This is a genomic window from Desulfurella multipotens (assembly GCF_900101285.1).
Lineage (GTDB): Bacteria > Campylobacterota_A > Desulfurellia > Desulfurellales > Desulfurellaceae > Desulfurella > Desulfurella acetivorans.
Genome location: NZ_FMYU01000010.1, coordinates 25,237 through 49,277, shown reverse-complemented (window position 1 = coordinate 49,277; position 24,041 = coordinate 25,237). Strand labels below are relative to the sequence as shown.

24 protein-coding genes and 1 other RNA gene are annotated in these 24,041 nt (G+C 30.7%); 4 read left to right on the top strand and 21 right to left on the bottom strand.

All coding sequences use genetic code 11. The features are described 5' to 3' along the window. Window positions 1-2 precede the first annotated feature (2 nt). Both BLQ93_RS07320 and BLQ93_RS07315 read right to left on the bottom strand, forming a co-directional pair. Complete coding sequence (locus tag BLQ93_RS07320) at window positions 3-1,472, bottom strand: amidase (protein ID WP_092129287.1); 1,470 nt, start codon at window positions 1,470-1,472, stop codon at window positions 3-5. A gap of 45 nt (window positions 1,473-1,517) precedes the next feature. Further along, on the bottom strand, window positions 1,518-2,738 hold the full coding sequence (locus BLQ93_RS07315) for an NAD(P)/FAD-dependent oxidoreductase (RefSeq protein ID WP_092129284.1): 1,221 nt from the start codon (window positions 2,736-2,738) through the stop codon (window positions 1,518-1,520). Between the two features lie 117 nt (window positions 2,739-2,855). On the opposite strand from BLQ93_RS07315, the gene BLQ93_RS07310 reads away from it, so the two are divergent. Both BLQ93_RS07310 and BLQ93_RS07305 read left to right on the top strand, forming a co-directional pair. Next, window positions 2,856-3,638, top strand: coding sequence for a sulfite exporter TauE/SafE family protein (locus BLQ93_RS07310; RefSeq protein ID WP_092129282.1), 783 nt, complete (start codon window positions 2,856-2,858; stop codon window positions 3,636-3,638). Window positions 3,639-3,652: 14 nt separating this feature from the next. Continuing rightward, a complete protein-coding gene (locus BLQ93_RS07305; protein WP_092129280.1) occupies window positions 3,653-4,669 on the top strand; it encodes a TQO small subunit DoxD in 1,017 nt (338 codons plus the stop codon). Here the strand turns inward: BLQ93_RS07305 and yihA are convergent. From yihA to mltG, 14 genes are read right to left on the bottom strand one after another with little or no spacing between them, the layout of a single operon-like run. Continuing rightward, complete coding sequence (gene yihA / locus BLQ93_RS07300) at window positions 4,647-5,243, bottom strand: ribosome biogenesis GTP-binding protein YihA/YsxC (RefSeq protein ID WP_092129278.1); 597 nt, start codon at window positions 5,241-5,243, stop codon at window positions 4,647-4,649. The two genes, BLQ93_RS07305 and yihA, sit on opposite strands and share 23 nt — an antisense overlap. Beyond that, entirely contained in the window at window positions 5,240-6,313 is a 1,074-nt protein-coding gene (gene leuB, locus BLQ93_RS07295; protein WP_025392017.1) for a 3-isopropylmalate dehydrogenase, read from the bottom strand. The genes yihA and leuB overlap by 4 nt, the downstream gene beginning before the upstream one ends. 1 nt (window position 6,314) lies before the next feature. Then, window positions 6,315-6,809 carry a 3-isopropylmalate dehydratase small subunit gene (gene leuD / locus BLQ93_RS07290; protein ID WP_092129276.1) on the bottom strand — a complete coding sequence of 165 codons (495 nt, stop codon included), beginning with the start codon at window positions 6,807-6,809 and terminating at the stop codon, window positions 6,315-6,317. Beyond that, window positions 6,806-8,074, bottom strand: a complete 1,269-nt coding sequence (leuC, locus tag BLQ93_RS07285) for a 3-isopropylmalate dehydratase large subunit (protein WP_025392019.1) — start codon at window positions 8,072-8,074, stop codon at window positions 6,806-6,808. Before leuC ends, leuD begins: the two co-directional genes overlap by 4 nt. After that, the gene (gene cysE, locus BLQ93_RS07280; protein ID WP_051438122.1) at window positions 8,055-8,879 is read right to left on the bottom strand and encodes a serine O-acetyltransferase; all 825 of its coding nucleotides are present in this window, start codon (window positions 8,877-8,879) and stop codon (window positions 8,055-8,057) included. The genes leuC and cysE overlap by 20 nt, the downstream gene beginning before the upstream one ends. Beyond that, the gene (gene ybeY, locus BLQ93_RS07275) at window positions 8,876-9,286 is read right to left on the bottom strand and encodes an rRNA maturation RNase YbeY (protein WP_092129274.1); all 411 of its coding nucleotides are present in this window, start codon (window positions 9,284-9,286) and stop codon (window positions 8,876-8,878) included. The genes cysE and ybeY overlap by 4 nt, the downstream gene beginning before the upstream one ends. After that, entirely contained in the window at window positions 9,283-11,466 is a 2,184-nt protein-coding gene (locus tag BLQ93_RS07270) for an HD family phosphohydrolase (RefSeq protein WP_092129271.1), read from the bottom strand. Before BLQ93_RS07270 ends, ybeY begins: the two co-directional genes overlap by 4 nt. Beyond that, a complete protein-coding gene (locus BLQ93_RS07265) occupies window positions 11,420-12,397 on the bottom strand; it encodes a PhoH family protein (protein WP_025392023.1) in 978 nt (325 codons plus the stop codon). The genes BLQ93_RS07270 and BLQ93_RS07265 overlap by 47 nt, the downstream gene beginning before the upstream one ends. Before the next feature lies 1 nt (window position 12,398). Further along, complete coding sequence (guaA, locus tag BLQ93_RS07260; protein ID WP_092129269.1) at window positions 12,399-13,934, bottom strand: glutamine-hydrolyzing GMP synthase; 1,536 nt, start codon at window positions 13,932-13,934, stop codon at window positions 12,399-12,401. Then, on the bottom strand, window positions 13,910-15,211 hold the full coding sequence (locus tag BLQ93_RS07255; protein ID WP_092129267.1) for a TldD/PmbA family protein: 1,302 nt from the start codon (window positions 15,209-15,211) through the stop codon (window positions 13,910-13,912). The genes guaA and BLQ93_RS07255 overlap by 25 nt, the downstream gene beginning before the upstream one ends. A gap of 15 nt (window positions 15,212-15,226) precedes the next feature. Further along, on the bottom strand, window positions 15,227-16,240 hold the full coding sequence (locus BLQ93_RS07250; protein WP_025392026.1) for a deoxyguanosinetriphosphate triphosphohydrolase: 1,014 nt from the start codon (window positions 16,238-16,240) through the stop codon (window positions 15,227-15,229). After that, entirely contained in the window at window positions 16,237-16,668 is a 432-nt protein-coding gene (locus BLQ93_RS07245; protein WP_092129265.1) for a DUF151 domain-containing protein, read from the bottom strand. The genes BLQ93_RS07250 and BLQ93_RS07245 overlap by 4 nt, the downstream gene beginning before the upstream one ends. After that, complete coding sequence (gene miaB / locus BLQ93_RS07240; RefSeq protein WP_025392028.1) at window positions 16,656-17,933, bottom strand: tRNA (N6-isopentenyl adenosine(37)-C2)-methylthiotransferase MiaB; 1,278 nt, start codon at window positions 17,931-17,933, stop codon at window positions 16,656-16,658. The genes BLQ93_RS07245 and miaB overlap by 13 nt, the downstream gene beginning before the upstream one ends. A gap of 2 nt (window positions 17,934-17,935) precedes the next feature. After that, on the bottom strand, window positions 17,936-18,949 hold the full coding sequence (gene mltG / locus BLQ93_RS07235) for an endolytic transglycosylase MltG (protein WP_092129263.1): 1,014 nt from the start codon (window positions 18,947-18,949) through the stop codon (window positions 17,936-17,938). A gap of 88 nt (window positions 18,950-19,037) precedes the next feature. Between mltG and BLQ93_RS07230 the strand changes: the two genes are divergently transcribed. Together BLQ93_RS07230 and rnpB are read left to right on the top strand one after the other, a co-directional pair. Beyond that, the gene (locus BLQ93_RS07230; protein WP_092129261.1) at window positions 19,038-20,195 is read left to right on the top strand and encodes an N-acetylmuramoyl-L-alanine amidase family protein; all 1,158 of its coding nucleotides are present in this window, start codon (window positions 19,038-19,040) and stop codon (window positions 20,193-20,195) included. A 26-nt stretch (window positions 20,196-20,221) separates the two neighbouring features. Then, window positions 20,222-20,560, top strand: an RNA gene (rnpB, locus tag BLQ93_RS07225) — RNase P RNA component class A. Here the strand turns inward: rnpB and BLQ93_RS07220 are convergent. The 5 genes from BLQ93_RS07220 to BLQ93_RS07200 are packed head-to-tail and all read right to left on the bottom strand — an operon-like array spanning window position 20,558 to window position 24,040. Continuing rightward, window positions 20,558-21,364, bottom strand: coding sequence for a CheR family methyltransferase (locus BLQ93_RS07220; protein ID WP_092129259.1), 807 nt, complete (start codon window positions 21,362-21,364; stop codon window positions 20,558-20,560). The genes rnpB and BLQ93_RS07220 overlap by 3 nt on opposite strands. Then, on the bottom strand, window positions 21,365-22,243 hold the full coding sequence (locus BLQ93_RS07215; RefSeq protein WP_092129257.1) for an HDOD domain-containing protein: 879 nt from the start codon (window positions 22,241-22,243) through the stop codon (window positions 21,365-21,367). Further along, a complete protein-coding gene (locus BLQ93_RS07210) occupies window positions 22,240-22,491 on the bottom strand; it encodes a DUF1844 domain-containing protein (protein WP_025392033.1) in 252 nt (83 codons plus the stop codon). Before BLQ93_RS07210 ends, BLQ93_RS07215 begins: the two co-directional genes overlap by 4 nt. Then, window positions 22,492-22,857: a 6-carboxytetrahydropterin synthase QueD gene (gene queD / locus BLQ93_RS07205; protein WP_092129255.1), complete on the bottom strand. Its 366-nt coding sequence runs from the start codon at window positions 22,855-22,857 to the stop codon at window positions 22,492-22,494. After that, window positions 22,850-24,040, bottom strand: coding sequence for a DUF1015 family protein (locus BLQ93_RS07200; protein ID WP_092129253.1), 1,191 nt, complete (start codon window positions 24,038-24,040; stop codon window positions 22,850-22,852). The genes queD and BLQ93_RS07200 overlap by 8 nt, the downstream gene beginning before the upstream one ends. Between the last annotated feature and the right edge of the window lies 1 nt (window position 24,041).

Below are 24,041 nucleotides of genomic sequence, written 5' to 3'. Positions count from 1 at the left end.
TCTTATTCTTTTATTTGCCTAAACCAAACAGGCGTATCTTCAAGTTGTTTTGCTAATTTAAATAATATATGATCGTTTGCATAAGATGACATAAATTGAACACCAAGCGGTATATTTTGTGAGCTAATTCCAGCTGGAATACTCATTGCAGGCAATCCAGTTTGATTTGCAAGTTGCGTAAATGGAAATACACTTAATTGCTTAAAAGCTATCTTTTTTATAATTGGTTTTATATATGAGCTTAGATTAACTGAGGATATGGTTTTTAATGCTAATTCTTCAAAGCTTGATGGTAATAAACTACCTAATTTTATATGAGGATTTGCAAGTGTTGGTGTCATATAAATATCGTATTGTTCAAAAAAACCTCGCATTAAGTAAGCTGTTTGATCCCAGAAATGCTTTATATAAACATTCAATTTTGAATGAAGACTATCACCAATTTTTGCAAGTATGTATGTAGAAGGTTCAACATCGTTAATTGTAATCTTTCTATGTAATTTGTTTTCGAGATAATCTAATAAAAATGATGTTTCTATAAACATAGCATCAATGTATGTATCGTATAGTCTGGCAAAATCTAGCTGCGGTTGAGTTTCTTCTACCGTATGACCTAAGTCTTCCAATGTTTTTGCTACTTTATAAGTTACTTCTATTATTTGACTATCTACATTGCCAAGATATGAATTGGTATTTAAAGCAATTTTAAGTGGCTTTAATGGCTTATCTAGCTCTTTGAAAAATGATTCAACTGGTTTTTGACAATAAATTGGGCCGTCAAAACCATATTCCACATCTAGAAAAAATGCACTATCCCTTACAGTTTTTGTTAAAACATGATTTACAACTAGACCCATCCATGCATCAAAAAACTCGCTACCCATTGGTGTAAAATACCTTGAAGGTTTAAAACCAAATAATCCACACATAGAGGCAGGAATCCTGATTGAGCCACCACCATCGTTACCAGTAGCCACACTAACCATCCCGCTTGCCACACTTGCAGCTGAACCACCGCTTGAGCCACCAGGTGAATATGCTGAATTAAAAGGGTTTCTTGTAGGACCAAATAGTTTTGGTTCAGTTGTTCCCATTAAAGCAAACTCAGGAACATTTGTTTTCCCTAACACAATACATCCTGCATCTAAAAGTCTCTTTACAAATGTGGATGTTTCTTTAGAAATATAGTTTTTTAAAAGTCTTGAGCCCATAGTTGAGCATGTATTTTCAATTTCATGCAAACTGTCCTTTAGCAAAATTACTACACCATAAAGCGGTGCACTTTTATCAGATGTTTCTATTTGTTTTTTAGCTAAATCGTAATGAGTACATATAACTGCATTGAGTGTGGGATTTAATTTTTCAATTTTTTCTATAGCTGCTTCTAATACTTCAAATGGGCTAACTTCTTTTTTTGCTATAAGACGAGCAATATCTATAGCATCATACTTTACATATTCATTTAATTTCATATTAATATTATACAATATTTAAAAAATTAATTCAAGCTTATAAAGCTACTTATTGCAGCACTTTTCTAAAAATTTGCTTAAATATTCCTCAGATAATCTTGGGGGCATTTTGCCATGAGAATAAAAGTAATATGCATCAAAACCCATTTTCATGAATTTCGGTATTTTACCACTAAGTGTTAAATCTCTATTTCCTCCATACATCCAGTCTGATAAAATTAAAGTTGCATTTTCTCCTCTATTCATGATACATAAAATTTCTGGTTTAAATGGTACAATTACATTTTTTTGCGTGATTTCGCTTATAATAACGCTTGCTGCTGTATAAGATTGCCTAACTGCAATATGACCTAACTTTGGCATCGAAGAAGCATTTATATCACCTGCTGCAAAAATATTTCCGTAATTAATATGTCTCATATATTTATCTGTAGGAATAAAACCAGCTTCATCAGTTAAATTTGAATCGATAAGAAATTGAGGTCCTTTGTATGGTGGAATAATTATAGCCATATCACACTCAAGTTTTGTAGAGTCTTCAAATTCTATATATTCTTTATCAATGCGCTTTAAAACTTTATTGGTTACCACATTAATATTACTTTTTTTAATTATCGGCTCCATATCTTTATGAACTTTTTCGCCTACATCTTCAAAAAAAATCTTACCTGGTGTAAAAACTGTAATACTTGTTTCGTGTCTTCTATTGTGTTTTCTTAGATAATAGTCAAGCATAAACATAATTTCGCCAATTGGTCCTTCGCATGGTGCAGCAAGTGTCTTTACAGTTGATGCACTACCCCACTTTGTAAGAGCAGCACCAATAACTATCTTTTTACCGATAGATGTTGCCCTTCTGTCTAAAAACCTTAACGCTTGTGTATAATCGCATATAGAATAACCATACTCATTAAAACCTTCTATTGCATCATAATCCTTAACAGCCCCAACACTTATTAATAGATAATCATAATCAACAATGGTATCATCTGTTAAAATAACTTGATTTACTTGTGGTTTTATTAATTTAACTTCTTTTCTTATAAATTTATGATTGAATTTTTCGATAGTTGAACCAATTGGTATAAGTGCTTCATTTAAAGCCCTTTCTCCAAAGGCAACTTCAGGTAAAATTGGCTTTGATAGACTAAAAACACTCGAATCAATAACAGTAAGCTCAGCCTTATCTTTTAATTTTTTTGCTAAGCTATAAAATGCTCCAAATCCAGCAAAACCACACCCTAAAATAACAATCTTTGGCTTCATAATAAGCCTCCCATTATAAGATATTTAAATACTAACAAATGTAACAAAAATTGTCAAGTTTTCAAAAAATTATTAATTATATTGACAAAAAAAATTTAAACGATTAATATTGCTTATATGGAATTAATCTATGGTACTATAATTGGTTTAACGCTTGGTTTAACTGGTGCTGGTGGTTCAATTATAACTATACCTATACTGCTTTATTTGCTTAAGATGAATGTTCATAGTGCAACAGGGACAAGCCTGGTTGTTGTTGGTGTAGGCTCTTTGGCTGGTGCTATACAATACATGCTTGGCAAACAAAAATATGTTCACTGGAAAATATCTATTGTATTTTCTATAGCTGGTATATTTGGTGCATTTTTAGGCTCCTACATAAATTCTTTGCTGCCAGCAAAAATTATACTGTTTGGATTTTCTGCATTGATGCTAATTATTGGCATACTAATGCTAAGGCAAAAAGAATACCAAAATAAAAAAGAATGTGAACAACCAATAAGCCTAAAAAATATCAAAGGTTTAAGCGCATGGTTAAAGTTTGTTTTGGCAGGTTTTGGTATTGGTTTAATGACGGGTTTTTTTGGCGTAGGCGGGGGTTTTTTAATAGTACCAACGCTTGTTTTGATTTTAGATTTTCCAATGAAAGATGCTATTGCAACAAGTCTCTTAGTTATTGCCTTAAATTGCTTATGGGGTATCCTTTCAAGGCTTAGTGGTGTAGGTTCAATAGAAATCACAAAAGCTATATACATAAGTATTGGTGCAATTATTGGCATGGCTATTGGTGTTATAATTGCAAAAAAGATAAAAGTAGGCTATTTAACAAGAATTTTTTCATATTTTGTTATAATACTTGCTTTTTATATGTTTGCAAGAACACTTGGTTTAATACATTAATATTTGGAGGTTTGATGGCTACAGACAAATCTTTTTCATTTAAAAGCATATCAACCCTGGCAACGCCTATCAGGCTTGTGCTTGGATGGCAATTTTTTAGTGCATTTCTAAGAAGAGTTGTAAATGATCCAGAAAAACTTGATCCAAATTCGCCTGCATTTATGGGGCACGCATTTAATCACTTTTTGCCTCATGCGCTATTTATTAAACCGATGATTGAATACCTTATTACACAACCTCATTTGCTTTATGTTTTCTTGGTAACATTTACAATAATAGAAGGTTTAGTTGGCATTGGTTTGTTATTGGGTTTGTTTACAAGACTTTCTGCTATTGGAGCAACGCTTTTATCTTTTGGAATTTTGCTTGGCTCTGGCTGGCTTGGCTCAACCTGTGTAGATGAATGGCAGATTGGCATAGCAGGCATATCAAGCGGTCTTGTTATTTTTAGTTTAGGTGGGGGTTTATTTTCACTTGATAATATGTTTTTTAAAAATAAAAATTCAAAACTCCTTGCATATTTGGCTTCAAATAACTTAAAAACTAATGAGTCTTCTTTTAAAACAGAAGCTTTGATTTTTAGTATTATAGCTATGTTTATAACACTATATACTTATCAGGCCCTTCATGGTGGCTTATACGGTAAATTGTACAATTTATCAAAAATACCAAAGATTGAAATTTTAAATGCACATCTCAAAAAAAATGGTGAGTTAAATTTAACTATTTATCGCACAAATGGTCCTGATACTTACGGTGCTTTTATTGAAGAAATAGCTCTTCTTGATGAAAAAGGCAAGGTAGTTGAAACAATAAATCCAAACAATCAAAATTTATTTAAAAATGATATAAAAAATTTTTACTTTAATAAAATTGAACCAAACAAATTTTCACTTGTTGTACCACTTGGAGCAAAAGCCACAATAAATATCAAGCCAACAGGCAACATATCACTTAAAAAAGGTTATTATACATTAGAGTTAACCGATGTTAGCGGTTTGAAATGGTCTAAGAAAATAAACTTAGATTAAAACTAATATCACAAGCTTGCTCAATTAATTGGGCAAGCTTGTCTATACCTTTATGATATGTAGATGATGTTTTAATGTATTTTATGTTTAATGTTTCAATGGCTTTTTTTGTTTTAGCAAGATGAGATTGGCTTGCTTTATCTATTTTTGTAAGCACAATTACAGTACTTAAATTATTATACTTAAGCCAATTTAAAAAAATCTCATCGCTAGGCATTATTGATATCTTTGTATCTATGAGCAAAAAAATCAACCGCAACATATTGGCATTTAGCAAATAGTTTTCTATAGGTTTTTGCCAGGCATTGACCATGGATTTTGAACGCTTTGCAAAACCATACCCTGGCAAATCAACAAGGTAAAATTTTTCATCAACCAAAAAAACATTTATTGTTGTGGTTTTTCCTGGAGTTTTGCTTACTTTAGCTATTTTTTGATTTAAAATAGCATTTATCAGCGAAGATTTACCTACATTACTTCTTCCACAAAAAACAAACTGAGGTAATTCAAGCCTTGTGGGAGCTTCTAAAAAGCTACCCACAAATTTTACTTTTTTAAAATAAGCTTGTTTCATACCTCATGGATTGCTTTTGCTATTAGATCACCCATTTGTGCTGTGTTGACCTTTTTATCTGAGTTTGTTGCAATATCTGGCGTTCTATAACCCATCTTTAAAACCAAACTAACAGCATCTTCAACGCATTTTGCTTCTTTATCAAGCTTAAGACCATATTTTAAAAGCATTGCAAGTGATTCAATCTGAGCTATTGGATTTGCAATACCAAGCCCTGCAATATCTGGAGCAGATCCATGTATTGGCTCAAACAATCCAACCTTGCCTCCCACAGATGCACTGGCAAGCATACCAATAGAACCTGTTAACATACTTGCTTCATCACTTAGTATATCACCAAATATGTTACCAGTTACAATTACGTCAAATTGCTTTGGGTTTCTAACAAGTTGCATCGCAGCATTATCAACATACATGTGATTTAGCTCTACATCGGGGTAATCTTTGGATACATCTATTACTATATCACGCCAGAATTGTGATACTTCAAGAACATTTGCTTTATCTACACTTGTTAATTTTTTTCTTCTTTGTCTTGCGATTTCAAATGCGAGTTTGGCTATGCGTCTGACCTCTTCATCTGTGTAAACCATTGTATTGAAAGCTTTTTTTCTATCTTGGCTAAAACCCCTTGGCTCGCCAAAATAAATCCCCCCCGTTAGTTCTCTAACTACAATTAAATCAATTCCTTCAATGACTTCTCTTTTAAGCGTTGATGCATCGACAAGCTCATTAAATACCTTTGCAGGCCTTAAATTTGCAAAAGCGCCTAAAGCTTTTCTGATTCCCAAAAGACCTGCTTCCGGCTTTAAATGATGTGGCAGGTTTTCCCATTTTGGACCACCTACAGAACCAAAAAATAACGCATCGGTTGACAATATCGTATCAATTGTTTCTTGTGTTAGCGGTACTCCAAATTTATCAATTGAACAGCCGCCTACATCCACATACTTATACTCAAAAGTATGATTAAATTTCTTTGCTACTTCTTCTAAAACCTTAATGCCTTCCTTTACAATCTCTGGACCAATGCCATCGCCTTCCATTACGGAAATTACAAATTTACTCATTTTAAGCTCCTTTTTGAATCATTTTTTTTGCATAATTAAACAAACCGCCGCTTTCAATCAACTCTTGCATGAATTCTGGTATAGCTGTTGCCTGGTATGTTTCGTTTTTTGTTTTATTGAAAATTTTACCAGTTTTTGTATCTATTTCTAAAATATCACCTTCACTGATTTTGTCTGTTTCGGGTAACTCTAAAATTGTTAAACCTATATTAAAAGCATTCCTGTAAAATATCCTTGCAAATGACTTTGCTATAACGCAGGATATACCAGCTGCTTTTATAGCAATAGGTGCATGTTCTCTAGATGAGCCGCTTCCAAAATTAAAACCTGCAACAATACAATCACCTTTTTGCGCTTTTTTTACAAAATCTGGATCTGCATCTTCCATACAATGTTTGGCAAGTTCAGCTTCATCAGAAGTATTTAAATACCTTGCAGGTATAATTAAATCTGTATCAATATTATCTCCAAATTTCCATACTTTTGCAACAATCATTTTATCACCTCAACTGGATTTATTATTTTTCCTGCTACAGCGCTTGCTGCAACAACAGCTGGATTGGCAAGATAAACAAAAGATTTAGGCGATCCCATTCTGCCAACAAAATTTCTATTAGATGTTGACACTGCAACTTCTGAGTCAGCCAAAATACCCATGTGTCCACCAAGACATGGTCCACATGTAGGTGTGGATATAACAGCTCCTGCTTCTAAAAAGATATCAAATAAACCTTCTTTCATAGCTTGCTTGTAAATCTCAACAGTTGCAGGTATAATAATTAAGCGCACATATTTTGCCACTTTGTTGTTTTTTAAAATTTCAGCCGCAATTCTTAAATCACTTATGCGACCATTTGTACATGAACCAATAAAAGCCTGATCTATTTTTATATCTTCTTTAATCTCGCTTATGCCTTTAGTGTTTTCTGGCAAGTGTGGAAAAGCTACTTGTGGTTCAATATTTGAAGCATCAAATTCATATATTTTTACATATTGGGCATCTTCGTCGCTTTTGAGTATCTCATAATCTGCAATATTTCTTTCTTTTAAATAATTAATTGTGGTTTCATCAGCTTCAATAATACCGTTTTTTCCACCTGCTTCTATTGCCATATTGCACATTGTCATCCTATCATCCATAGGTAACTCACTAATTGCGCTACCGCAAAATTCCATAGATTTATAAAGTGCACCATCAACACCAATTGTGCCAATTATTTTAAGTATAAAATCTTTACCGCCAACCCACTTATTTCTTTTTCCATTGATAATAAATTTAATGGATTCTGGAACTCTAAACCATGATTTACCTGTGGCGAAAGCAAAACCTACATCAGAACTTCCCATACCTGTTGCAAATGCACCAAAAGCTCCATGCGTACAAGTGTGTGAATCTGCACCTACTATTAACATACCAGGTTTAATATACCCCTGTTCAGGCAAAAGCGCATGCTCTATTCCCACCTCTCCTGATTCCCAATAATGCTTTATGTTGTTTTGTTTGACAAAATCTCTCATAATTTTACACTGGTTTGCAGAATTTATATCTTTATTTGGTGTAAAATGATCAGGAATTAGCGCAATTTTATCTTTGTTTGCTATTACACCTCCCAAATCATTAACAAATTTTATAACAATAGGTGCTGTAACATCATTTGCAAAAGCTAAATCTACATCAGCCAATATAATCTCTCCTGGCTTTACAAAATCTTTTTTTGCGTGTTTTGCAAGAATTTTTTGACTAATTGTCATTTTTTCCATTAACCCCTCCTATACCTATATCAAAACTTTTAATGTAGTTTTCTATGCTCTTTAATTCTTTTATATTTTTTTCTTCTTCAATTTTTATAACTTCTTTATCGCCTTTTGATAAAGCTTGTATTTCTTTTTCTAATTCTTCTATTCTATGCAATAAGTATCTAAATAATTTACCTTCAACATCAGGTAATTTTGTATGATCAAAATCTTTCCTTTCTTCTGCAGGTTCTTTCTTAATAATTTTACCAGGTACGCCAACAACTGTTGAATTATCTGGCACTTCTCTTACCACCACGCTATTTGAGCCAATCTTAGAATTATCTCCAATCTTAAATGCACCCAAAATTTTAGCACCACTTCCTACAACAATATTATTTCCAAGCGTTGGATGCCTTTTTACTTTTTCCAGGCTCGTACCGCCAAGCGTTACACCCTGATACAGCGTAACATTGTCTCCAATTTCTGCAGTTTCACCAATTACTACACCCATACCATGATCAATAAAAAAATTTTTTCCAATTTTAGCAGCAGGATGAATCTCAATACCTGTTAAAAATCTACTTACATGCGATGTAAATCGAGCAATTAACTTTAAATTTTTATTCCATAAATAATGCGAGAATCTATGCATCCACAAAGCATGAAGACCAGGATAACACAATACTACTTCTGGTATGCTTCGCGCTGCTGGATCTTTTTCAAAAATATTATTTATATCTTGTTTTGCTTGTTCAATAATTTTTGTTTTTTTTCCAAAATAAATACCCACAGCAACAATAGGTAAAGTTAGCAAAAACTTTTTTCTCATAATTGATTCCACTCCTGCAAAATTTGTTTTTGTAAATCAATCATTGCTTCATAATCTTTTATATTATCGTGTGAATAACCCAATAGATGCAAAAAACCATGCGCAATTAAAAATAATAAAAAATCTCTTTCATTCATTTTAGCTTTTTGAGCTTCTTTTTTTGCTACTTCACAACATATAGCAATATCGCCAAGTATAGTATCATTATAACCATAAAAAGACAATACATCTGTAGCAGTATTTTTTTTTCTGTATTGTTTATTTAATTCTTTTATTTTATCAGCATCACAAAACAAAATGTTAATTTCTTTTTTTTGTGAAATATTGAATTTTTTATACAAAAAATCAAGGAATTTTTTAAAATATAATTTGTTATTTACGCCACACTCATCAATTATTGTTTTCATTTATATTTTATCCTGTGATGGAAAATACCTATAAGTACATTAACAAAACTATCAACAATTAGATTTAATTCTCTTAAAGATAAATCAGATTCATCCAATTGTCCATCTAAAAAAATCTCGTTTGTTAAATTTTTAACGTAATTTTTTAAATGCGTAACAGTAGGTTCGTTTAAGTTTTTTGTAGCTGCCTCAACTTTGTCTGCAAGCATAACAATACCAGATTCTTTGGATTGAGGTTTTGGGCCAGGATAGCGGAAATCTTCTTCGTTAGGGTTTAAACCCATTTCTTTTGCTTTGTCATAAAAGTACTTAACAATCATTGTTCCATGATGCTGTTCTATAATGTCAATAATTTGAGAACCAAGCCTGTATTTTTTTCCAATTTCAACACCATCCTTTACATGGTTTTTAATAATTAAGCTGCTTACATATGGCATAAGTCTATCGTGGGGATTTTCTATATCAAATTGATTTTCAATAAAATATGTAGGTTTTCTTACTTTTCCAATGTCATGATAATATGATCCTACTTTTGCAAGCAACGAGTTTGCACCAATTGCCTGACAGGCTGCTTCAGAAAGGCTTGATACAACTATACTGTGGTGATAAGTTCCAGGGGCTTTTATTGCTAATTCTTTGAGTAATGGATGATTTAGGTTTCCAAGTTCGACAAGCTTTACATTCGTTGCTATATCAAATAACCATTCAAAAATTGGAAGTATACCGCTGATAATTATAGCTGTTAAAATACCATTTAGCGCACCCAATCCAATGCTAATTAATGTTACAGTATTAAATAAATTATTACTCTGTAACATATAAAATATGAGTATAAGCACAACATTAATCAGAGATATTATAAAACCTACTTTAACAATACCGCCTCTATTTCTATTTCCAACAAGGTATACACTTGCAACTGCACTATCCAAAAATGAATAAATAAAGACCATAAACCTCAAACTATTATCTACAGTAATAGAAGCTAAAATAACTGTAATTAACGAAATAGAAATTGAATATTTAAAACCTACAAGCAAAACACCTAGAATTGAAGCTACAGCAAAAGGTACTAGATAAAGTAAAACACTTTTTGGAAAGTCAGGCGAGTAATAACCCACAATTACTGACAAGAAGTAAAATACCTTTATTAAAATTATTTGTAAAAGTACAATAGTGCCAGTTATTACAATTAATTTCTTGTATGGAATTTTTTCTGTAGGCCTGAGTTTTTTATAAACAAATGCTGAAGTTACAAAAAAAACGGCCAATATTAAAATAATTCCAATTAAATCTAAAAACCTGTTTTTAACCTCAAATAAAGAATTTAATGCTTTTAACTTTACATAAGCGTTCTTATCTATTATGTCACCTTCTCTAACAACTACTTCGCCTTTGGATAACTTTAGATAAACGGGAGCTATTTTTTCTCTTGCTTGTTTTTTAAGTTCTTGAGTTTTTTCTGAATTATAGAAAGCATTTGGCTTAACTAAAGAAAAAACAAAATCTATAATCAGTTTTCTAAGATCTGAGTTTGGCACTGACCAGTGCAATTTATCATACGATAGAGCTTTAGCCGTATTCAAATCAATAAATTTCTCTGTATTAGTCTCTAATCTGCTGGTTCTTAACTCTGTGTTGTATATCAAAATCTGATTTTTTACATACTGGTAATCCGATGGTCCAGATAAAACATAATATCTGTTAATATCTTTTAATATTGTGTTTGTAAACCTTAGTATTATACTTTTATTTTTTAAAATTTTATTAAAAGTATCCAGGTCTAAATTTATATCTAAATCCTGGTTGAATTTTTTTAAAGCAAGCGTTTTATCTTTTATATTAGCTATATCATTAAATGCAGTGTATATTTTATTATATAAATTATCGTACAACTCAGGATTATAGTAAAAAACATTAGGCACAGCTTCTTCTGCTTGTTTGATTTTTGCATGTGTAGCATAGGGATCTTCAACTAACATAGATACATTTGAACGAATGGTTTTTGGCGCAACATCTCCAATTTTTAGCGAACTGATACCGAGTTTACTTTTTGGAACTATTAAAAAAACAATTAAAATAAAAAACACTATGGCTAGTAAAAATTCATTTGTAATTAAATGTTGATATTTGTCAAAAAGTGTTTTCGCTTTCTTGATTATTTTTATCTCTTTTTTCATATGCTTCAACTATTTTCGATACTATTGGGTTTCTCAATACATCTTCCCTTTTAAAATCAACAAAGCCAATTGATTCTAAATTTAGTTTTCTAAGCAAACTCACTGCATCAGCCAGACCACTTTTTACATTGTGCGGCAAATCAATTTGTGTAATATCACCCGTTATTACAACTTTCGAATCAAAGCCCGTTCTTGTCAAAAACATTTTCATCTGACTTACAGTTGTATTTTGAGCTTCATCTAAAATTATAAAAGCATTGTTAAGCGTTCTACCTCTCATGTAGGCAAGTGGTTCTATTTCAATTTTGCCTTGTTCAATTAACTTTAGCGCAAGTTCAGTTTCAATACAGTCATAAATGGCATCATATAATGGTTTCATATAAGGATTAATCTTTTCATATAAAGTTCCAGGTAAAAATCCAAGCTTTTCACCAGCTTCTACTGCTGGTCTTGTTAGTATTATTCTTTTAACTTTTTTTTCAAGTAGAGCATTAATAGCAGCAAAAACAGCTAGGTACGTTTTTCCTGTGCCAGCAGGGCCAATCCCAAATGTAATTGTATTTTTTTCAATAAGTTCTAAGTATTTTGCTTGATTAACATTTTTTGGCAATATCGCTTTTATTTTTGCATGAGTTTTTGGAGGATTAAAAACAGCTTTTGCATTTAGTGTATTGTTATTGTCAAGCTCTGAAATTAAGCTATCTATGGCATTTTCCCCTACAAGAATACCCTTATCCACCATATCATTGATATTTTTTAAATAATTGTAAGCAAGCTGTATATTTTTATCGCTACCTTTTATCAGAACCTCACCTCCCCTAAAAACAATAAAAACATTAAGCTTTTTCTCAACTTTTTTTAATGTATCTTTACGGTTATATAAAACATTACCTAAATATGCTGGATCACTTAATACAAGTCGTTTTTCCATATTACTCCCATTCAATAGTTGCTGGTGGTTTATTGGATATATCCAATACCACCCTATTTACATGTGACACTTCATTTATTATTCGTGTTGAAATACCATTTAAAACATCATATGGCAAATACGTCCAATTAGCCGTCATACCATCTAAGCTCTCCACTACTCTTAATACTATTGTGTAATCATAAGTTCTTTTGTCACCCATAACACCTACACTTTTTAAATCAAGCAAAACTCCGAATGCTTGCCAAACTTTATCGTAAAATCCGCTTTTTTTTATTTCTTCTACTATTATATCATCTGCCTGTCTTAAGATTTCAAGCTTTTGCTTTGTTACCTCACCTATTATCCTTATTGCCAGACCAGGACCAGGAAAAGGATGCCTGTTAACAAAAGAATCATCAAGATTAAGCTGTTTTGCAAGTTGCCTTACCTCATCTTTAAATAAAAACCTAAAAGGTTCAATAAGTTTGAATTTTAAATCTTTTGGCAATCCTCCCACATTGTGGTGACTTTTTATTACATCAGATGGACCTTTAACAGATACGCTTTCGATAACATCAGGATATAATGTACCCTGAGCTAAATACTCAATGTCACCTAATTTTAACACAAAATCTCTAAATACGTCAATAAAAGTATGACCTATAATCTTACGTTTTTGTTCTGGATCTTTTACATTTTTTAGTCTTGTTAAAAACAATTCACTTGCATCAATATAGTTTATTTTAATTCCTAATTTTTCAAAAGCCTTTTGTACGCTTACCTCTTCGTTTTGGCGCAAAAGCCCATTATTTATGAAAACAGGTATAACATTATCACCTATTGCTTTATTTAGTAATACTACCAAAACAGAAGAATCCACTCCACCTGATATTGCACATAAAACTTTATTGTCTTTTACTTCTTGTTTTATATCGTATATAGCCTTTTCTAAAAAATCACTCATATTCCAATCTTTTTTTATACCGCATATACGAGAAACAAAATTTTCAAGAATAATATTGCCATTTTGAGTATGGGAAACTTCTGGGTGAAATTGGATTGCCCATATTTTTTTGTCCAAATTTCTAATAGCAGCATATGGTGAATTTTGCGTATGCGAAATTGTTTCAAAACCTTCTGGCAATTTATCAATTCTATCTGCATGCGACATCCATACTATATTTTCATTTTTTATATTAAAAAATAAATCATCCTGTTTATCAATATAGATTTTTGCATAACCGTATTCTCTTTTTTGAGCCCATGCAACTTTTCCTTCAAACTTTTCTGCTACAAGTTGCATACCGTAACATATTCCAAGTATTGGTACATTTAATTCATAAATAGAATTATCTGGTTTTGGTGCATTTTTTTCGTAAACACTAAAAGGCGATCCTGACAAAATTATACCTTTTATGTTGCCGCTTGGTTTTGCATTGTATGGTAAAATCTCGGCATAATATCCCATCTGTCTTATGCGTCTTGCGATTAGTTGAGTATATTGAGATCCAAAATCCAAAATTACTAAACTCAATTTTCTCCTCCAATAACACAATCTGCAACCCAAACACTTGGGCTACCCACAGAACCAGTAAAATATAGGTCATTAGCTACTGTCATTATTTTATTTAAAATATTATAAAAATTATCAGAAAATGTTGAAGCTTTTATATAGTGAGCCTTTTGGCCAGATTCAATTAAAAACCCATTTACGCCTAGCGAAAAATCGCCACTTACAGGATTTGCCATATGCATTCCCATTATCTCTGTTATGTAAAAACCGTCAATGCTATCAAATAAATCTTGTAAGCTTTTATCAGATGGTTTTAAATAAAAATTAGCAGGGCCAACCTTAATTGGGTTTACAAAACCATAACGTCTTGCATTTGCCGTATTTTGACTTTTTAATTTATTACTGGTGTAAGTGTTATGTAAGAATGTTTTTAATTCTCCATTTTCAACTACTATTGTAGGTGTTTTTTTAATTCCTTCTTCATCAACAAAAAACTTTATACCACCTTTTGCAAAAATATCGTCTATTATGCTTATTGAACTCGAAAATGCCCTTTTGCCTAATTCTAACTTTGTAGTTTTGTCAATAACGCTTTGCGCGCTAAAAATATTAAAAAAGTACCTAAGCATGTAAGACATTACTTCATTGGATAGTATAACGCTTAACTTTTTTGTAGAAAAACTTGATGGTGATAATTTTTCTATTGCTCTGATAGACGCAGTTTTGGCAATATTTTCAAAATCAATTTCATCTAAACTAAAACCTTTTTGATCATACCAGCCTATTTCTTCTATCTTGTCTTTGGCAAGAACACTTACCTGAGCATCTACTGTGTTGTAAGCCTGATGAGATTTAAGACCATATGAATTCATTAACCAGATATGTTTTTCAATTGTATTTATAGAAGAAGATTTAACATTTTGTATGCGCTTATCTGCATTTTTAGCAATTGAACTCATCTCGTATACTGCATCTTTGATTTTTGTTTCATCAAATAAGTTTATCTCACTAAAACTTAACTCTTCATTTAATTGTGGTAAAATTTGCACATCAATTTTTTTCGAAAAACCTATAGATGATGCATTATCTATCAAACGTTCAATGCTTTTTTCATCATTTACAGTAGAATTTACAAAAAATACAAATTTGCCTTTTACTAGTCGCAAAGCAACGCCTATTGTTTCAGTTAAACCCTTCGAAAAATCAGTTTCATTTTTTAAATCAAACGATTTTTCTAGGATTTTTTCAATGTATATTTCGCATTGGCTAAAACCTTTACTTTTTGAATAATCTAGTAATCTTTCAGCAAGTTCAAACACTCAACCCCCTTTTTTCTAAGTAATTGCCCATGATTTTGGTATAAAAATTTTATAGTACAAATCCATTGCATACCTATCTGTCATACCAGATATATAATCAGCAACAGATTCTTCCTTTGTAGATCCATACTGTGGTATTAAATCTATATGTTCCATAAAATATTCAAACAAATCACTGATTACTTTAGAACTTTTTGATATTTCACTTTGTATTACATCTGACATATATACATTTTCAAATAAAAAATCTCTTAATTCACTTAAACATTCAAGTATATCATTTTCCATTAAAATTTGCTGATAATTAGACTCTTTTGTCTGTTTTATAACACTATTTACCATTGTAGTTATTCTTTTTGAGTGTGTATCACCAAGAACACTTGAAAGTCTCTGTGGTATCTTATCTATAATTTTTGCACGCTGCGCATCATCAATATCGTGATTTACATAAGCAATAATATCTGCTATGCGTACAATTTGTCCTTCGAGGGTAACAGCAGAATTTTTTTTATCAAGCAAAATATCGCCCCTGCCTTTTGAGTGTTTTACTATACCGTCTCTAACTTCGTATGTTAGGTTTAAACCTTTACCATCTTTTTCCAATACATCTACTACTCTTAAACTTTGAAACCAATGTTTAAATTTGCCATGCGTTTTTTTATTTAAAACGGTTTCACCTGCATGACCAAAAGGCGTATGACCCAAATCATGAGCTAAGCTTATTGCTTCTGTAAGTGTTTCGTTAAGCTCTAAAGCAACAGCAATAGTCCTTGCTATCTGAGATACTTCAAGTGTATGTGTCATGCGTGTTCTATAATGATCTCCAAGTGGAGAAAAAAATACTTGGGTCTTATGTTTTAATCTGCGAAACGATTTTGAGTGAATTATTCTATCCCTATCTCGCATATAATCAGTTCTGACATCGTCTTTTTCTTCTGGTTTTAGTCTGCCTTTTGTTTGGCTTGATTTTGCAGCAAATTCACACAAATAGAGTTCTTCGTTTTTTTCTATACGCTCCCTTATATTCAATCAACCTCCAAAAAGCGTTTAACAAAATCAAGCCAACAATACTCGTTGTGATCCACAAAACATGTATCTTTTTTTATATAAAATTGAGCTTTTGACATAAGTCCTACAACAAATGCATCTTGTGCACATATTGTCGTTTTAATGTCTTGTAAATCCTGTGTCTCTAAAATTAAATAAGCGCTTAGATTTTCTATATCTTCTATAACCACTGAGTTAACTTTTATACCAAGCGCATTCACAAAACCCAAAAAAACCTCATATATGGTCTTTTTTGGTACATAAGTTTGATAAACTAATAAATTTACAAGTCTTGCGCGCTCTTGTGATAAAGAAAAAGCATAAAAATCGCCATTTTCATCTTCGAATATAATTTGTGCTTGCTTTTGATCATCACTCATTATTAAATCAGTAAATTCTAATTTATACATATCTCACCATTAAAACTATGCTTATTAATTTTAGTTATTTTTACATTAACAATGTCACCTTCTTTTAAATTAAAATAAGTATTGTCTATATTTACTATTTTATTTGTTCTTGTTCTTGCTTGCATTTGATTTGAAATCTTTGCTTTGGATTCAATTAATACTTCATGCTCGCTGTTGAGATAGCTTTTATTTATTTGTTCGCTTATTTTTGATTGTAAATTCTGTATAATATTCAATCGTTTGGCTTTCTCTTCATCGCTAACCTGATTTGGCATCAAAGAAGCTTTTGCAAATGGCCTATTAGAATACTTAAAAGAATAAATTTCATCAAATTTTATTTCTTCTAAAGCTTTAATTGTTTGTTTAAAATCATCCTCTGTTTCCATTGGAAAACCAACTATGATATCACTTGTAATAGAACCTTTTGGGTTATATTTTCTAAAATATTCTACCTTTTTTGCAAACTCTTTAAAGGTATATTTTCTTCTCATTAATCTTAGCACTCTATCTGAGCCAGATTGAAGTGGCAAGTGTAGGTGCTCGCAAACTTTATCCAGCTGAGACATTGCTATTGCCAAATCTTCACTAAAATCCTTTGGATGAGATGTTACAAATCTTATTCTTTTTAATTTGTCAATTTTGTTTATCATTTCCAATAACCTAATAAAATTTACTCCATCAAAATTATATGAATTAACATTCTGACCTAATAATATAACTTCTTTTGCGCCATTTTCAACTACATTATTTATTTCTTGTAAAATATTTTTGTATGATCTTGATATTTCCCTTAAACGTGTGTATGGTACCACGCAATATGTACAAAAATTATTGCAACCATAAATTATATCAATATATGCTGTTGGTTTTTTTAAATGTCCAAATATATAATCTGGATTTATAATTTGATTAGATACAAAAATAGCTTTAAAATCTCTTAAATCTTTATTAAAAAAGTTTTTAAAATCGTAAATTGATGTTGTACCTAAAACAACGTCTGATATTTTAGAAAGTTTTTCTGGATAAATTTGCGCAACACAACCCATAGCAACTACTTTTGCTTTTTTGTTTATATTTTTAATTCTTCCAATCTCGCTAAAAATTTTTTTTTCTGATTTTTCTCGAACAGCACAAGAATTTACAATAATAACGTCGGCTTCTTTTAGATTTGATTTTTCAAAACCGCTTTCCTGCAATATCGATTCAATTTTTTCTGAATCTCGTTCATTCATTTGACAACCAAACGTTTTAATATAGTACTTCATCATCATTTCTTACCTTTTTGAAATATATCTACCCAATAATTTTGTTGTTTTAATGTAGTTGAAAATACATGTCTTCCATCATTTTTTGACACAAAATACAAATAATCCGTTTTAGCAGGATAAAATGCAGCTTTTAGAGATTCATAACTCACAGAACATATTGGTGTTGGGGGTAAGCCTTTGTGCATGTATGTATTATATTTATTCTCTCTATTTTCTAGATCTTTTAGTGTTAATTTTCCATTAAAATCTTTTATCCCATATATAACAGAAGAATCGATTTGTAAAAGCATACTTTTTTTAAGCCTATTGTATATAACGCTTGCAATTAACGGTCTTTCAGAATTAACTTTTGCTTCTTTTTCAACCATAGATGCAATTATTACTTTATCATATAAACTTTTATCAATACGATTAAAGTCTGCAAAATCCGAAAAATCTTTTTTAAATAACTCAAACATAAGCTTTATTAAAACAGATGGAGTTTCTTTTTTTTCAACAAAATAATCGCCTGCACCTAAAAAACCTTCCATATTTGGTGCATGATAGCCAAGTAATTTATAAGCATATGATTTAGAGTTTGCTAATTTGTAAAATTCATTACCATCTAGGCCAAGTCGATTAAGTCTATGTGCAATACTTTTTATATCAAAACCTGGTGGTATAGAAAATATGACATCATTTTTGTTTTCTCCAATAAGCTCATTTAGCGTTTGTTTTGGTGAATTGTTTGTATAAAAAACATGAACGCCTGATTTTATATCTTTGGATTTACCGGACAAACGTACATAATAATAAAACCAATCGTATCTTTTTATAATGTTTTGCCTTTGCAATTCTTCAGATATAGATAAAACCGATTGATTTGGAACAATAATTACATAAACCTTTTTTTTGATATTTGAATTGGGCTGATTTATGAAATTTTGAAAAGAAAAAATAGCATAAATAACAAATATAACCGAAATAAAAAGTAAAACTGTATTAATTATAATTAGTTTTTTGAGTCTTTTCATCAAACTCCACTTCAAAACAAATCAAATAATCACAATACAACAAAAAACTCCTTGCAATAACAGCCGCTTGTTAGTATAATGTCACTCGATGAAAAAAGCAACAATTTTGATTGTCTTTCTTATCCTACTATTTTTTTCCAATGCATTAAGTCTAACATTAAATTCGATAAATATAGTAAAAATTTCTCAAACAAAACAAACAATCATACTTAAGTTTGATAATCTTGAAAATTACACATACATAAGACTTTCAAATGAACTTTTTTACATTGGAACAAATAATTGCGAGGTTAAAGCAAATTTAAAACCCGGATATAATATAGAAAACATTATCTTAAAACAACTTCCAAATCAAACACGTATTTATTTTAAGCTAAATAAAGATTATAAATACAATATTAATTTATCAAAGATAAATAAAAACACTCTTATAATAAACTTGATTTCATCAGACACCTCACAAAGCGATGACAATACAATCAAAACCGCACAAACTAATTCAACTCAAACTGCAAATAACATACCTATGATAATAACTCCGGTAAAACCGCCATCCTATAATCCAAAAAATATAACTATAGTGCTTGATCCAGGTCATGGTGGAAAAGATTCTGGAGCAGTAGGTATAGGAGGGCTTCAAGAAAAAGATGTAGTTTTAAATATAGCAAAATACTGCGCAGAAATTTTAAGAGAAAAAGGCTTTAAAGTAGTTATGACGCGAGATAGTGATGTATTTATTCCTCTTTTACAAAGAGTAAAAATTGCAAATGACGCTAAAGCAGATCTATTTGTATCAATTCATGCTAACGCTTCACTAGATCCATCCGCTAAAGGCATGGAAATATTTTTTTTAAATGCTACTAGTAATCAGAAAGCTTTAAGAATAGCTGCTGTAGAAAACGATGTTCCAATTGAACAGATGGGAACAATTAATAAAATTATAATTTCTTTAATAAATCAGGCCAAACTAAAAGAATCAGCAATTCTTGCTAAAGACGTTGATGAATCAATCTATTCTATTGCAAAACCAACATACCCTGGCTTAATAAATCGTGGTATCGATCAAGCACCATTTTATGTGCTTGTAGGTACAAATTGCCCTTCTATACTAATTGAAACATTATTTATAACAAATCCACAAGATAATAGTTATTTAAAAGATACCAATTATCAACAAACTATAGCAAAAGGCATTGCGTTGGGCTTGATAAAGTATCTAGATACAACAAAATCAATTGACAAATAAACACTTTGATATATATTAAATTGTAGGCAAGTAGGTGGGGGGTCGCTGGTTTAAAACCAGAGGAAAGTCCAGGCTCTATCGGATCAAAGCGCCCCTAAAAAGGGTTGGAGTAATCCACAGGAAAGCGCAACAGAAAAGAAGTTGCTTAAAAAGTGATTCACTTTTTAAGCAAAAAGTGAAATGGTGAGGTAAGAGCTCACCGCACAACCAGTAATGGTTGTGGCATTGCAAGCCCCGCTTAGAGCAAGACCAAATAGGGAGATTGGCCTGATCCGAGCCTATAATCTCCGGGTAGGTCGCTTAGATAAATGACCTCCAAAGGATTTATTCCTTTACAGAACCTGGCTTATAGCCTGCTTGCCTTACTCTTCTTTTTTATATGCAAGCGCTTGTTTAAAGTGAACAAGTTTGAGCTTTGTGTTTAATCTGGAAATAGATTCTGTAGCTCCTAAAAATAAATATCCATTTTTATTTAAAATATCATTGTAAATTTTATCTATTACTTTTTGTCTTGATTCATTATTAAAGTAAATCAGTACATTTCTTAAGAAGATAATATCCATTTTACCAATAGTAGATAAGTCTTTGTTGTCTACTAGATTCACTTGTTTATATGTTACTTTATTTTTAACAAAATCTTTTATTTTATAAGTATTTTTTTCAATATCAAAATACTTTTGCTTTATAGCAGGCGTAAGCTCTTTTAATGCATAATCATTATAAACGCCAATTTTAGCTTTTTCCAAAACTTCTTGACTAATGTCTGATGCAAGAATTCTAGCAGGTATATTATTGCCATATTTTTCAGTTAAAGCAATTACTAAAGTATAGGGTTCTTCTCCAGTTGAGCATGCAGCACTCCATATATTTAGTATAGGTTTATAATTTAAAAGTTCATTCACAACAATTAAAAAGACTTCTATTTGCTGTGCGTGTCTGAAAAAATAAGTTTCATTTATTGTTATTGCATCAAATAGATAAAACAATTCATTTTTATTTAATTGTAAAAATTTCAAGTAATCTTCAAAATCTCTTAGTTTGAGTTCTTGTATCCGTCTGCTTAATTTATTTTCAAGTAAATATTTTTTGCTATATTCAAAAAAAATACCAGATTTTTCATAAATAAAATCTCTTAATTTCTCAAAAATCTCAGAGTCCATTTCAGGCATTTAGTATAGCTCCTTAAAGTAAGTCTTTTTTACTTCATCAATTTGCTCAAAAAGTTTGAATGTAAATAAAGCTAAATCGATCTTTTTTGAAATTTTTATATTTGAAGTTATAATTTTCCATCCTTCTTGATCTTCCATTGAAAATTTTGAGTAATTGCCACCAAAACCTATACCTTCAGAATAGGTCAGTAAATCTGCAACAGATACAATGGATGCCATTATTTGATTTTTTGCCTTTTGGGGCGTATGATGGTTCACTACCGCATCAATAAGATCTTCAGGTAAATCCCATCGCTTTAATAATTTTCCTGCTAAATCACAGTGCGTTATTCCAAAAAGCTCTTTTTCTGACTCATAAAATGATTTATTGCTTTTATAAGCATTGTTTAAAATCATATCAAAATCTTCTTGGTCATACAAATCTAATATTACTTTGCCTATATCGTGTATTACGCCTGCAGAAAATTCTAAACCTCCACTTTGAAAGTTTAAAATATTAGAGATAATTTTTGCTGTTATACCACAACCAAATGAATGATCCAAGAATTGATTTGTATTGAATCTTTTGCTAACAGGAAACTTTTTTATAGTTGAAAGTAAAGCTGAAGCTATAACTATATTTTCTATTTGTACAAAACCTAATAAATTAATAGCATGAATCAAAGAAGAAACTTTTCCATGTAAACCATAAAATGGAGAGTTTGCGGTTTTTAATATTTGAGAAACCAACGTAGGATCTTTCTGTATAAGATCATATAAATTTTTTGCAGATGTAGATTCTTTTCTTAATAAATAAGTAATTTCAAGTGCAATTTGTGGAAAAGCCGGTAAATTTTCAATAGAATCTAAATTATTATATAGTTTTTCTACATTATTCATTGTCTGACCTGCTTATTTTGTTTTTCATTATACTTTTCATTTAAGTCATATATTATGCTATCAATTAAATCTTGTTCATCTTTTGTTAGGTTGTTTTTTGTTTTTTCTTTAAGCATTTCCAGTAATTCAATACTTGCTTTTGCCATATCTAAGTCAATTTTTTTTGTATTATCAAACGGATCTTCCACTATACCAAGCTGAACATAAGCACCACCTGCCACAGACAATATAAATTCTTCAAATGTCATTTAATCCTCCGTGTAAGTTACCTTAGATGTAGATGTTTCATAAACACTAACACTATAAAGCATGCAGTCTTTTATGTGAGGTTTTAATGTTTCAAAAATATATTTAGCAATCATTTCAGAGGTGGGATTTGTTTTAGAAAAATAATCAATTTCATTTAAGTATCTGTGGTCTAGCGTTGACAATATTTCTTTTAAGTATTTTTTTAATTCTTTGAAATCAATACCTATGTAGATTTGATTTAATTTTTTACATCTAACAACAACTTCTACCTTAAAGTTATGGCCATGCAAATTCTCACATGCTCCACGATAATTATTTAATCTATGAGCAGCACAAAAATCACTTTCAACGCATATTTCAAACATGTCGACATCCTTCAATGCTACTAAAGTGATATCCTACAAGACCGCTTGGAATTTTAGGATAAAAATATGTTGATTTTTGAGGAAATGTGAGATTATTTTTTGTTATCTCAAATAATGACTCATAAGTAACAGGCTTTAACAAAAAACCAACTACAGCTTCTTTTCTATCCACGCTTTTTATAACTTCTTCTTTAGAGTGTGCGTAACCTGAAATTTCGTTACTTGCAATATCTTCATCACTTAGATTTAGCATTTTTTTAAATACTATATTTTCAAAAAGCTTAACATCGAGTTTGTCTATTAAATCTTTCGAATTTTTATCAATATATTTCAAATAAGTAAACTTACCATCATACATGACTATATCATAGTCAAAATCATCGCTTATTTCAAAATAATTATAAATTTTTTGTCTAAAATCATCAATATTAATTTTTTTTATCAATCTATGAATTGGCATCAAAGCCAATCCATCATTTTTGTCCACAAAAAATACAAGTGCATATTCACTCCCTGCCTTTTTTTGTCCAACTTTATTGTAATAATTTCTGATAGATAAGCATGTTTCATACCTATGGTGTCCATCAGCTATAACTAATGTTTGGTTTTTAATTGATTCTTTTATATGATTTACTATTTCTATGTCATTTATTTTATAAACATTATGAATTTTATCTTCAAAATTAACTTCAAAAAGATTTTGTTTTTTGCAATTTTTCACAAAATTTGATAAATGCTCGTTATTATAAATCATCATTATGGGACAAAACATAGCGTTTGTTGAAGTAATAAGCTTAAACCTATCGATTTTTGGACCCTTAAGCGTTTTTTCATGTGGTTTTATCGAACCACCAAGTTCTTCAAGCTTTAGCGCTCCCAAAAAGCCATAAAGTGTTTTTTTTGTATTATTTATATTATATGTGCAAGTATATGCATAAAATGAACAATCACTATCAAAAATTAGCTTTTCTTGAAAAATCCAGGAATCTAAGATATCTTTAGCATTTTCGTACTTTTTGTCATCTTCGCCTTCTGGCAAAACTATCCTTACTATATTAAAATCGCTTTTTGATAATAGTTGTTTTTTATAATCTTTATCTATAACATCGTATGGTGGACATATGTAAGAATCAATATTTTTTTCTTTAAATAATATCCCTTTAAATGGCTCAATAACAGGCATA